This is a genomic window from Pedobacter sp. AC190 (assembly GCF_979258025.1).
The window spans coordinates 4,672,062-4,683,765 of sequence record NZ_OZ409824.1 but is presented as its reverse complement, the minus strand read 5'-3'; the positions used below and the strand labels follow the sequence as shown (position 1 = coordinate 4,683,765).

The 11,704-nt window shown below is 34.7% G+C and carries 10 protein-coding genes; 4 read left to right on the top strand and 6 right to left on the bottom strand.

Annotated elements, in window-relative coordinates; genetic code table 11:
• Positions 1 to 223 precede the first annotated feature (223 nt).
• On the top strand, positions 224 to 2,518 hold the full coding sequence (locus tag ACZZZI_RS20450) for a tetratricopeptide repeat protein (RefSeq protein WP_463491080.1): 2,295 nt from the start codon (positions 224 to 226) through the stop codon (positions 2,516 to 2,518).
• Positions 2,519 to 2,522: 4 nt separating this feature from the next.
• Here ACZZZI_RS20450 and ACZZZI_RS20445 read toward each other — a convergent pair whose 3' ends face one another.
• The 6 genes from ACZZZI_RS20445 to ACZZZI_RS20420 form a co-directional block, all read right to left on the bottom strand.
• A complete protein-coding gene (locus ACZZZI_RS20445) occupies positions 2,523 to 3,272 on the bottom strand; it encodes a LytR/AlgR family response regulator transcription factor (RefSeq protein WP_344768737.1) in 750 nt (249 codons plus the stop codon).
• 90 nt (positions 3,273 to 3,362) lie between these two features.
• A complete protein-coding gene (locus ACZZZI_RS20440; protein ID WP_463491078.1) occupies positions 3,363 to 3,974 on the bottom strand; it encodes a DUF1684 domain-containing protein in 612 nt (203 codons plus the stop codon).
• A gap of 145 nt (positions 3,975 to 4,119) precedes the next feature.
• On the bottom strand, positions 4,120 to 5,217 hold the full coding sequence (aroC, locus tag ACZZZI_RS20435) for a chorismate synthase (protein ID WP_463491076.1): 1,098 nt from the start codon (positions 5,215 to 5,217) through the stop codon (positions 4,120 to 4,122).
• Positions 5,218 to 5,290: 73 nt separating this feature from the next.
• Positions 5,291 to 6,559 (bottom strand): 3-phosphoshikimate 1-carboxyvinyltransferase, encoded by a 1,269-nt coding sequence (aroA, locus tag ACZZZI_RS20430; RefSeq protein ID WP_463491074.1) that lies wholly within the window; start codon positions 6,557 to 6,559, stop codon positions 5,291 to 5,293.
• 253 nt (positions 6,560 to 6,812) lie between these two features.
• Positions 6,813 to 7,952 carry a chorismate mutase gene (locus ACZZZI_RS20425; RefSeq protein WP_463491072.1) on the bottom strand — a complete coding sequence of 380 codons (1,140 nt, stop codon included), beginning with the start codon at positions 7,950 to 7,952 and terminating at the stop codon, positions 6,813 to 6,815.
• 77 nt (positions 7,953 to 8,029) lie between these two features.
• A complete protein-coding gene (locus ACZZZI_RS20420) occupies positions 8,030 to 8,863 on the bottom strand; it encodes a prephenate dehydratase (RefSeq protein WP_316757882.1) in 834 nt (277 codons plus the stop codon).
• 459 nt (positions 8,864 to 9,322) lie between these two features.
• Here ACZZZI_RS20420 and ACZZZI_RS20415 point away from each other — a divergent pair, with 459 nt between their 5' ends.
• The 3 genes from ACZZZI_RS20415 to ACZZZI_RS20405 all read left to right on the top strand — a co-directional run bounded on the left by ACZZZI_RS20415 (position 9,323) and on the right by ACZZZI_RS20405 (position 11,656).
• Positions 9,323 to 9,733, top strand: a complete 411-nt coding sequence (locus tag ACZZZI_RS20415; RefSeq protein WP_463491070.1) for an Rrf2 family transcriptional regulator — start codon at positions 9,323 to 9,325, stop codon at positions 9,731 to 9,733.
• 83 nt (positions 9,734 to 9,816) lie between these two features.
• Positions 9,817 to 10,467 (top strand): NAD(P)-dependent oxidoreductase, encoded by a 651-nt coding sequence (locus ACZZZI_RS20410; protein WP_463491068.1) that lies wholly within the window; start codon positions 9,817 to 9,819, stop codon positions 10,465 to 10,467.
• A gap of 157 nt (positions 10,468 to 10,624) precedes the next feature.
• A complete protein-coding gene (locus ACZZZI_RS20405) occupies positions 10,625 to 11,656 on the top strand; it encodes a quinone-dependent dihydroorotate dehydrogenase (RefSeq protein WP_463491066.1) in 1,032 nt (343 codons plus the stop codon).
• Positions 11,657 to 11,704 lie beyond the last annotated feature (48 nt).

Genomic DNA, 11,704 nt, shown 5'->3' with positions numbered 1-11,704 from the left:
TATTGATGATTATCTTAATCAAATAAAAAAAATTATATTACGTCTTAATTAAGAGATCGATAAAACCTATTTATTAATTGCCATAACTTTTAGATTAATCTTGGATTATTCTTTGTTTTACCTTTTGATTTCTTAATAAAACCTAAATTATTTCCTGCCAAATGAGATGGATCTGATGAACTATTGGTGTTTTAAATCTGTTGTACATTCATTAAACTTAAAAGTGAATAAAAGCTTTGTAGCTTGTATTGCTTTTTTAATTTTCGGATTTGATGCTATTGCTCAAACTAAAACCTCGCAACAAAAATTAGATAGCTTATTACTTCTAAATCAAAAATATATTAGGCAAGATTCTATCAAGGGCGTCTTATTGACCGATATTTTAAGATTATATGGTCGTTTAAACAGTCCTGATAAGGTTGAAGAATATGCTCTAAAAAGCTTGCAGTTATCAAATAAATTAGGATCTAAAAATCTTGCAGCGTTTACTTATAATCGGGTAGGCTTATTTTATCATGGCGTTAGTAATTACCAAAAAGCAGAAGAAAACTACAAAAAATCTTTAAAGGAGTACCTTTTAATCGGAAATCAAAACAAGGTTGCAGGATTATATATGAGTTTGGGTGCTCTGTATATTTCTATTCCTGATTATGGAAAAGCTTTAGAAATGAATCAAAAAGCGGTTAACATTTATCAAAAAACAAATAGCGATGACGAATTATCGAACTGTTACATTAATATTTCAGAAATATACCAGGATTTAGGGCAACATAAGCAAGCATTAGAATATGTAAGAATGGCCTTAAAGTTTTTTATAAAAAACGATGATATTCGAGGACAAGCTTTGGCTTATGAAGGTATCGGTTTGGCGTATTTTAAAGCTACACCTGCAGAGCTTATTTCTATGGATATTCTGCCTAATCAAAAATTAAGTGTAGCGCTTGAAAACTTTAATAAATCCTTAAAAATAGCTGAACACATTGAGGATAATGATGATATAGTGAGCGGAAATAAAATCAATATTGGTTTGGTTTATGAGAAAATGGGTCAAAATGATTTAGCCTTTAAATCATATCAAAGCTCGATAGATATCACTAAAAAATCAAATGCTAAAAGAGATTATGCAGAAAGTCTTCAGGCGTTGGGTAATTTTTATAACAACCAACGAGATTACTCAAACGCCGTTAAATTGCTTACCCAAACCTTAAATATTGCTCAGCAAAATAAGTTTTTAGATATTGAGCGAGACGCGAACCTGGTGCTTAGCGAAGCTTATGATAAGCTTAAAAAATATGATGAATCTTTGGCTTTTTACAAGCAATACGTTTTAGTTAAAGATGAGATTTTTAATCAAGAAAAAGAACGTGAAATTACACGTAGACAAATGCAGCTTGATTTTGGTGTTAAAGAAAAAGATTATCAATTAAAGCAGCAGATTACGACTGGAGAACTTCAGCAGCAGGTTTTGCTCGCTAAACAACAGCAGCAAAAACTTATTTTAAGGCAACAGGAATTAGCGTTGAGTGATAAGGAAAAAATACTTCAACGTTTAAAATTTCTTCAAAAACAAAAAGATTTAGAAGCCGAGAAAAGAGTTCAAGGTAGCGATTTTGAAAGATCTAAATTAATCTCCAGAAACGAAGCCTTAGAAAAAAACAGACAAATTTCGGATCAAAAGCAACAAATAAAATATGATGGTAAAGTAAAAATATTCCTGTCTGTAGCAATTGCTTTGGTATTATTTACAGCAGGTTTAATTTATTTTAACCAGCGAAAAACAACAAAACTTAATAAGATTATAAATAAGCAAAAACGCGAACTCGAGCAGTTAAGTAGGGTTAAAGATAGAATTTTTAGTGTAGTTAGCCATGATATGCGCACGCCTGTAAATTCGCTTATCTCTTTTATTCAACTACTAGAAGAGGGTAATATCGAACAAATCAAGCTTAATCGCTACGCAGCATCGTTAAAGAATAATTTAACCTATACTTCTTCTATGATGGAGAATTTGCTGAATTGGGCGGCAAGTCAAATGCAGGGATTTAACCCATATTTGGAAACTATAGATGCTCATAGTTTAAGTATAGAAGTTATAAATTCGCTTCAAAGTGGAGCAGATTTAAAGCAGATTGAGATTCATAATAACATAAATCAGGGCGCCGAATGTAAGGCTGATTTTAACATGCTTTCTCTTGTTTTGCGCAACTTAATTGGTAACTCTATAAAATTTACGCCCGAGAAAGGAATAATTACCTTGTCAACAGAAGCAAACAGTGAACAGTTGCAAATTACAATCAGTGATACAGGTGTTGGTATGCCCGAAGAATTTGTTAGCCATTTTAATAAATCTGAATATCAGGGTGCAGGTGTAAGTACGCCAGGTACAAATAAAGAAAAAGGAACTGGTTTGGGTTTATTACTTTGCAGAACTTTTATGGGACTTATGGATAGCAAAATAACTGTTAGTTCAGCCAAAAATAAAGGAACCCAGTTTACACTTTGGCTGATAAAAGCCTGATTTGTTACTTTTTAAATCTTGATAATGTTTTCTTATCAATAACTCTATCTAACAGATCTTGTCTATTAATTGCGCTAATCGGAACAATAAAATTGTGGTTAAGATGAAGTTCGTGAGCGGTTATTGTTGAGATATGATTTACATTAATGATGTATTGTTTATGAACTCGTGAGAAAAAATCGGGAAGCTGTTTTTCGAGATTTTTTAAACCTACCAAAATTACATGTTTGTCTGAACCCGTATAAATTTTAGAAAAATCGCCCATACTTTCGATGTAGATCACATCGCTATACTTTAATTTTGTAATGCCTTTAGTTTCTTTGAAAAAGAAATAATCATCTTCTTTATCTAACTCTTTCGATGGTTCTTCGGGCGTTTGTTTAACTAATTTTTTAAGTTCTATGTACTCGATGGCTTTATTTGCCGCTTTTAATAAGCGTTCGAAAGTTGCTGGCTTAACAATGAAATCCAAGGCATCCAACTCGAAACTTTCGGCCGCGTATTGGCTGTGAGAAGTTATAAAAATAAATAATGGCTTGTTTTTTAAGGTTTTTAAAAGTGTAGTGCCAGAAATTTCTGGCATGTCAATATCAGAGAAAATAATATCTACAGCCGTGTTATTTAGTATAGAAAATGCTTCCATACCATCTTTACATACAGCAACGATTTTTAAAGATGGAATTTTTTTTACGTGCATTTCTATCGCATCACGTTCTATCTCATTATCGTCTACAATTAGGCAACTATATGTCATTAAAGATTAATTTAGTAAAGGTGTAAACAACATATTTGTAACAATGGTTTTACTTAAAGGTAGATTTTTTTTAACGCCACTGGGTAATTATTATTTTTTGTGCTTTTTTTCGCCCGTATAAAGCTTTTCTCCAGCTTTAATTTCTAGTTGCAAATCATTTTCTTCTGGCGGAACAGGGCAGCGGTAGCCATCACTGTATGCGCAATATGGGTTATATGCTTTATTGAAATCGATTTCAATCTTGTTATTTACAATTTCTTTTGAGCTTAGATCGATATATCTGCCACCTCCGTAAGTTTCATTTGAATTAGTTTCATCGGTAAAAGGCAAAAAAAGTAAATCTTTATAAACTGGATTATTGGCCAAAGCAATACTTTTATATAAAGTCATGGCAGTTTGATTACCATTTAAATCGAAGGTGATTTTTGCATAGCGATAAAACTCTTTACTTGTTCCATCGTAAGTTGGCATTTTAAAAACCTTTTCGTTTTTAAGGATTTCGACTGTTGCTACAACTTTGTAGGTACTGTCTGCGTCATAAAAATGAAGATTTTGAAGATCGTTTTCTTTCAACGGAGAATTAGATTCCTTTATAAAATCTTGTTTATAGCCTTCGCGATGCTTTACAATTTGATCTGAATAGCTTTGTGCAAGAGAATTTAAACCAAAGAAAAGAAATAGGATAGGGAGGAGTTTTATCATGATTTATCTTTAATATATGTTGTCAGTCTGAGCTTGTCGAAGAATTCTTAAGGGCTTTCGAGTAGAGTGTTACGAAAGGGAGAAATCCTGGAATCAAGTTATTATCCTAAGATTTCTCCACTGCGGTCGAAATGACGGATTACATCTATATCACACTCGCTTTATTTCTTAAAAACTGATCGGCTAAAACTAAAGCAGCCATCGCCTCAACAATTACTACTGCTCTTGGTACTACGCAAGGGTCATGGCGACCTTTTCCTTTAATTTCTGCAGCTTCGCCAGCAGTATTTATGGTTTGCTGATTGTGCATAATGGTTGCGACTGGTTTAAAAGCTACTTTAAAAGTAATATCCATTCCGTTAGAAATCCCACCTAAAATACCACCTGCAAAATTTGTAGTTGTTTTAAATACTTTAGAGTCAGGGGCTTTAGGTTGAGGAATATCATTATGTTGAGATCCTCTCAATTCGCTTCCAGCAAAGCCAGAGCCATATTCGAAACCATGAACAGCATTTATACTTAACATTGCTTTACCTAAATCGGCATGTAATTTATCAAACACGGGTTCGCCCAAACCAGCAGGACAACCTTTAATTACACAACCAATTTTACCACCAACGGTATCGCCATCTTTTCTAATTGAATCGATAAACTCAATCATTTCGTGAGCAGTTGCGGGGTCAGCACAACGTACAATATTTTCTTCTCTAATATTTAGCAAAGCTGATAAATCGTTGCTTTCTAAATTCGGGGCTTCGATCGTTCCAACGGCAGTTACGTGAGCAAAAATCTCAATACCTTGCTGTTTTAAAAACAATTTGGCAATTGCACCTGCAGCTACGCGAGCAGCGGTTTCACGAGCAGATGAACGTCCGCCTCCACGATGATCGCGAATGCCATATTTTGCATCATAAACATAATCGGCATGACTTGGGCGATAAACATCAACGTTATGGCCATAATCTTTCGATCGTTGGTCTTCGTTAGGAATTAACAATGCAATTGGCGTTCCTGTACTTTTACCTTCGAAAACGCCTGACAAAATTTGAACGGTATCGCTTTCTTTTCTTTGTGTTGTAATTTTCGATTGACCTGGTTTACGTTTATCCAATTCAGATTGAATAAAATCCATATCAATTTCCAATTGCGCCGGACAGCCATCAATAATTACCCCAATGGCTACGCCGTGAGATTCGCCAAAGGTGGTTATGCGAAATAATTGTCCGAATGAGTTGCCTGCCATGATTATTTTAGATTGATGATTTTGGAATTACGATTTTTTGGGTTTTGTTTTTAATCTTGAAACTTGATTCTCGCTACTTTATACTAATGTCAAAGCCTGCCTTTTTCAAATCCTCCCAAAAATAAGGGTAAGATTTTTCTACTACTTGCATTTCTTCAATTTCAACTTCGTTTATTAATAATGCAAGCGGTGCAAAAGCCATTGCCATACGGTGGTCCTCATAGGTAGCAATTGAAATTTTTTCTGGGAAATGAAGTTCATCAGTATTTAAAGTATAAACCAAATTATCTTCGGTTAAAGTAACACCAATTTTCGCGAGCTCATTCTGAAGCGCTGCAATTCTATCCGTTTCTTTGATTTTTAAAGTTTCTAAACCTGTAAATGACATGTTTTTACCCAATGCAGCCGCAATAACCACAATGGTTTGCGCTAAATCAGGACAGGTTTTTAAGTCTAAGATCTGGTTGGTTTCTAAAGATAAACCTAGATTACTTATTGAAATTCCTTTTTCAGTTTTAGTCGTTGCAATACCGAAAATTTTCATGATTTTTTGAATCTGACTGTCGCCTTGCAAACTCTTTTCCTTTAAGGCAGGTAAGCTGATTTCAGCTTCATCCGCTAATGCTGCAATGCTATACCAATAAGATGCAGCGCTCCAATCAGGCTCTACAACCAATGTTCCAGGTTTAAAGGCTTGTGGTTTTATCGAAATCGAATTACCACTCCAGGTGTGTTCAATGCCAACTTCAGCCAGCATATCCAAAGTCATATCTACATACGGCTTAGAAGTTAGTTCGCCCTCAATTTCTAGCGTTAAACCTTTAGGCAGGATAGGGGCAATCATCAGCAAAGCTGAAATATACTGACTGCTCACATCGCCTTTAATTTTAACTTCAGCAGTTTTTTGATTTAACGGGCCAACTATGCTTAACGGAGGAAAGCCTTCAGATTCTGCGTAAGAAATATCTGCACCAATAGTTTTTAAAGCCTCAGCTAAAATACCAATCGGGCGTTGTTTCATTCTTTCAGTTCCTGTTAATAAGAAATTCCCGTTTTTGGCAGAAAGATAAGCTGAAAGAAAACGCATCGCCGTTCCTGCAGGGCCAACATCAACTGTTTTAGATTCCTGGATTTCTACTTCTAACTCTTCTTCAAGATTATTAAGGATGCCATTAAGTGTTACTGTATCAGCTGCGTTTGACAAGTTTTCTACCTTAACCAATTTCTTGCTTAAAGCGCTTATAATTAAGGCTCTGTTACATTCGCTTTTCGAGCCAGTTAATTGGATTTCCGTATTAATATTCTTGGTTCCTTTAAAAGAAACTAAGGCGTTTTTTGACATTTTATTCTGGTTTTATTCTCAATGAGCCGATTTCAAACATTATTATGCTGAGCCTGTCGAAACAATATTAAATGTTCTTCGACAAGCTCAGAATGACAAGTTGTAAATACAGTACCATTACATTTATAAATCGTTATTGCGAGGAGAAATAAATCAAATGCTTTTGCATTAAAATTACTTCGTTCCTCGCAATGACGTGGAGCTTTGGACATTGCTTTCGCTTAAGTCTTTCTGCTCTAAGCTTTTCGCTCTACTAAGCTTTAACTTCAGTATGTTGTTCAGCAGCAATTCCTTCTGCAGCTTTACCAGCATTCATAATCTCCGTTTGTTTACGGATAGATTCGCCGTGCATCAATTCTAAGAATTTTTCAGTAAAATTTAAGTCTAACTTTAAAGCTTTTGCAAAAGCGTGACCTTTTTTAATGATTGCATCCCAACGGTTAACTTGTAAAATTGTAACTTGATTATCGCGTTTGAATTCGCCGATTTTTTCTACAATAGCCATACGTTCCGCTAATTTTTGTAATAAAATGTCATCAATTTTATCGATGTTTTTACGTAAATCAGCTAATTTATCAGCAAAAGCTTCATTTGGAGCTTCTGGTTCACGAACCGTTAAACGATCTACCAATTCTGCCAAAGCTGCAGGTGTAACTTGTTGTTTAGCATCTGTCCAAGCAACTGATGGATCTACGTGAGATTCAATCATTAAACCTTGCATATCTAAATCCAAAGCTTTTTGCGAGATGTAAGGAATTAATTCACGGTTACCACAAATATGACTTGGATCGTTAATAATTGGCAATTCAGGGCATAAAGTTTTCAATTGAATAGCCATTTCCCACATTGGTTCGTTACGGAAAGAGCTTTTTTCGAATGATGAGAAACCACGGTGAATCGCACCAATTTTAGTAATTCCAGCACCGTTAATACGCTCGATTGCACCAATCCATAATTGTAAATCAGGGTTAACCGGGTTTTTTATTAATACTGGAACATCGTGACCTCTTAAAGCATCAGCAATTTCCTGAACTGTGAATGGGTTTACTGTAGAGCGTGCGCCAATCCAAAGGATATCAACACCTGCAGCTAATGCTTCTTCAACATGTTTTGCATTTGCAACTTCAACAGCTGTTGGTAAACCAGTTTCTGCTTTAGCACGTTTTAACCATTCTAAACCAATACTTCCGATACCTTCGAATTCTCCCGGACGAGTACGTGGTTTCCAAATACCAGCTCTTAAAACTGATACTTTGCCTGTTGCAGCTAATAAGTGTGCTGTAGTTAATAATTGTTCCTCAGTTTCTGCACTGCATGGTCCAGAGATAATTAATGGCTCGTTGTTAACGTTTAACCAAGTGTTTAAAGGTTGGATGTTTAAATTAAGTTTCATGATTTATGGCTTGTAATATTTTATAATTCGATTGTTTAATTTTTGTATTGCTTTGTTTTTCCTAATTCGTAATTCACTTATACTTTATCGTTCTTTTGATATTCTCCGAGGATGTTAAAGTTCGAAGTGTACTTTAATGCTTTTCTAACAGCTTTGTCGTATTTTTCGGTACTTGGCCATTCTAGATCGACATAAAAATAATATTCGTTTCGCTTACCTAACACTGGCATAGATTGTATTTTTGTTAAGCTTACTTCTTGCTCTGCGAAGATGTTTAATACAGTTGCCAGCGAACCTGCTTTGTGCCCAACCTGAAAACAGATTGATGCCTTATTTATTTTATTACCCTCATCGGTTTTATCCTTTTTAAGGATAAGGAAACGAGTGTAGTTTTTTTTATTTGATTCTACGCGACGCTCTAAAATGTTTAATTCGTAAAGTTCTGCGGCTAAACTATTTGCAATAGCCATTGTATCCGTTAGTTTTTCTTCCTGAATGCGTTTTGCGCAAGCAGCAGTATCGTTGCTTTCTACAATTTTGATGTGTGGGTAATCGTAAAAGAAATCGATACACTGACGGATTGCAATAGGATGAGAGGTTACAACTTTAATATCCTCAAATTTTACGCCTGGCAACGCCATTAAGTGTAATTGAATTGGTAAATAAACTTCGCCAACTACCGAGAAGCCGTAATCTCTGATTAATGTGTAGTTTGGTAATAAGCTGCCAGCAATAGAATTTTCGATGGCCATTACTACGAAATCTGCATCGTTTTTCTCTAGCTTATCACATGTTTCTTTAAATGAATTACATTCTACAGTTTCGATGTTTTTACCAAAGAATTTGTAGGCTGCTTCTTCATGAAAAGATGCTTTAATACCTTGAATTGCTACTCGTTTTGTCGTTTCCATTTTTGCGTAAACAAAAAAAGTCCCGGCTGTTTGCCGGGACTTTTTTATACATTTTAATATTGTTATATATCTTTTTGCATATTAGCCCCGGCTCTTACTAAAATAGTAAAAGTAACCAAAGTAATATGTGTTGAATTGTTTCATTTTTTCTTTTGAATGAGCCAAATGTAATAACAAAATTTAATTTGTCAATAGGAAATCGAAATTATTTTTAATAAAATTTAATTTTGTTTGATTTAGGCTGTTTTAAAGATGGGTATGAAAGTGCTGTTTGTTGTGTTTAAATGTATCGGCAGCTTTATAACCAATTTACAAAAAATCTATACTTATTATTTCATAGCGTAAATTTATTTCCCAATTCTCTTTCCTGCTTTAGATTAATTTGAAATAAAAATTTAACATCTTTTTGATGTATTGATTTTTTACATACATTTGTACTGTAATTTAAATTATTACAGAATGAATAACAGCCGATTTTCTATTTCGCTACACATACTAACCTTGCTCGATGATGCAAAAGGTACGCTTGTGAGTTCGGAATACTTGGCTGGGAGCATTAATATTAATCCAGTTTTGGTTCGTAAAGAAATTATGAATTTAAGAAAATATGGATTTGTTGATAGTAAAGAGGGGAAAGGTGGCGGTTCCTTTTTAGCTAAAAATGCGTCAGATATTAATTTAGGAGAAGTTTATAAAGCCATTAATAACAGCAGTATTTTAGGCCAAAGTAAAAACGAACCCAACCCAAAATGCCCGATTGGTAAACAAATTAATCAACATTTAAATACACTTTATAGCGATGCTGAAAAAGCTTTGATAGAAAATTTATCAAAACAGACATTGGCGGATTTTGCAACGAAGTTTAAATAAGTTTTTTTTGCTTAAAACTGTAATAAAATATATTACAATAAGCATTTAATTATTCAAAATTCACTCATTAAAAATTAAATAACATGAAAGTAGCATTAATAGGCGCCTCAGGATTTGTAGGTAAAGCCCTTTTAAACGAATTAGTAAGCCGTGGTAATGATGTAATTGCAATTGCCCGTAATATTGATAAAATTGAAAACTCGGATGCAAAAGTAACCAAAGTTGCTGTTGATGTATTGGACACAGAAAAATTAGCAGAAGCTTTGAAAGGTGCAGATTCTGTTATCAGTGCCTTTAATGCAGGATGGACTAACCCGAACCTTTACGATGATACCGTTGCTGGTGCAGAAGCCATCCAGAAAGCGGTTAAAGCATCTGGTGTTAAACGTTATATTTTTATTGGTGGTGCAGGAACTTTGCAAATTGATGGAAATCAATTGGTCGATGGTCCGCAATTTCCAAAAGAAATTTATCCTGGTGCATCGGCTGTAAGAGATTATTTTAATACGCTGAAAGAAGAAAAAGAATTGGACTGGTTGTTTTTCAGTCCTGCAATCGAAATGCATCCAGGCATTACAATTGGTCGCACTGGTAAATACCGTTTAGGTAAAACTTCTCCAGTTTTTAATGAAGAAGGCCGTTCAATTTTATCGGTAGAAGATCTGTCAATTGTTTTGGCTGATGAATTGGAAAACAATGCACATCATCAAGAGCAATTTACTGCAGCGTACTAGTTTGATGAAAGATCGAAGATTTGTGATGTAGGATGGAAATGTAAGATATAAGAGATATAATTGGGCATAAACCAGGCGATAGGTTTTCCTATTTTCAATTATTTCTCCTCCATCTTACATTTTCCATTATTTTCCATATTTTATTTATCTTCGCATCATGTATCGCCTTATTAAACCAATTTTCTTCAAATTTGATCCCGAAAACGTACATTATTTCGTAGTTAAGCGGTTAAAATGGTTTAATGATAAATTTCCATTAGGAAAAACCATTATCCGCAGCAGTTTTGATATACATATTAAAGGTCTAGAAAAGGAGGTTTTTGGAATCAAATTCAGAAATCCTGTCGGATTAGCCGCTGGTTTTGATAAAAACGGCGAATATGTAGAGGCACTAAGTAATTTAGGATTCGGTTTTATTGAAGTAGGAACGGTAACACCAATGCCACAGCCTGGAAATGACAAGCCTCGAATGTTTCGCTTGCCAAGTGATGAAGCTTTGATTAACCGCATGGGCTTCAATAATAAAGGTGTTGATGTGATGGCAGAACGTTTACGTCTGCTTAAGGATAAACATCCTGATATAGTTGTTGGTGGAAATATTGGAAAAAATAAAGCCACGCCAAACGAAGATGCGGTAAGCGATTACATTAAATGCTTCGACAGGCTTTTTGATGTTGTAGATTATTTCGTAGTTAATGTAAGTTCTCCGAATACACCTGGCTTACGCGAATTACAAGAAAAAGAGCCACTTAAAAATATTTTGAATACGCTGCAACAGCGTAATCGTAAAAACGATATTTCTCGCCCGATTTTATTGAAAATTGCACCAGATTTAACCAATGCACAGCTAGATGATATTATTGAAATTGTAGCAGAGACTAAAATTGCTGGGATTATTGCAACCAATACCACTATTAGCCGAGACAACCTGGCTACAGAAAAAGTTTTAGCTGGAGAAATGGGTGGCTTAAGCGGTAAACCTGTTAAAGAGCGCTCTACAGAAGTAATTAAGTACCTTTCAGAGCAATCAAATAAAGCCTTTCCAATTATTGGGGTTGGTGGGATTCATTCGGCAAAAGATGCACAAGATAAATTAGATGCTGGCGCTTGCTTAGTTCAATTATATACTGGTTTTATTTACGAAGGACCAGGCTTAATTAAATCGATCTGTAAATCATTGGTTAAATAAAAAAGCGGAAGATTAATGCTCCAGCTTTCTTAGTTTGCATTCCTTTTT

Excerpts from the sequence above, each read along its gene's own strand:
- ACZZZI_RS20445 (WP_344768737.1), bottom strand. The coding sequence starts at position 3,272 with ATGACATATAGTTGCCTAATTGTAGACGATAATGAGATAGAACGTGAT.
- ACZZZI_RS20440 (WP_463491078.1), bottom strand. The coding sequence starts at position 3,974 with ATGATAAAACTCCTCCCTATCCTATTTCTTTTCTTTGGTTTAAATTCT.
- aroA (WP_463491074.1), bottom strand. The coding sequence starts at position 6,559 with ATGTCAAAAAACGCCTTAGTTTCTTTTAAAGGAACCAAGAATATTAAT.
- ACZZZI_RS20425 (WP_463491072.1), bottom strand. The coding sequence starts at position 7,952 with ATGAAACTTAATTTAAACATCCAACCTTTAAACACTTGGTTAAACGTT.
- aroC (WP_463491076.1), bottom strand. The coding sequence starts at position 5,217 with ATGGCAGGCAACTCATTCGGACAATTATTTCGCATAACCACCTTTGGC.
- ACZZZI_RS20415 (WP_463491070.1), top strand. The coding sequence starts at position 9,323 with ATGAATAACAGCCGATTTTCTATTTCGCTACACATACTAACCTTGCTC.
- ACZZZI_RS20420 (WP_316757882.1), bottom strand. The coding sequence starts at position 8,863 with ATGGAAACGACAAAACGAGTAGCAATTCAAGGTATTAAAGCATCTTTT.
- ACZZZI_RS20410 (WP_463491068.1), top strand. The coding sequence starts at position 9,817 with ATGAAAGTAGCATTAATAGGCGCCTCAGGATTTGTAGGTAAAGCCCTT.
- ACZZZI_RS20405 (WP_463491066.1), top strand. The coding sequence starts at position 10,625 with ATGTATCGCCTTATTAAACCAATTTTCTTCAAATTTGATCCCGAAAAC.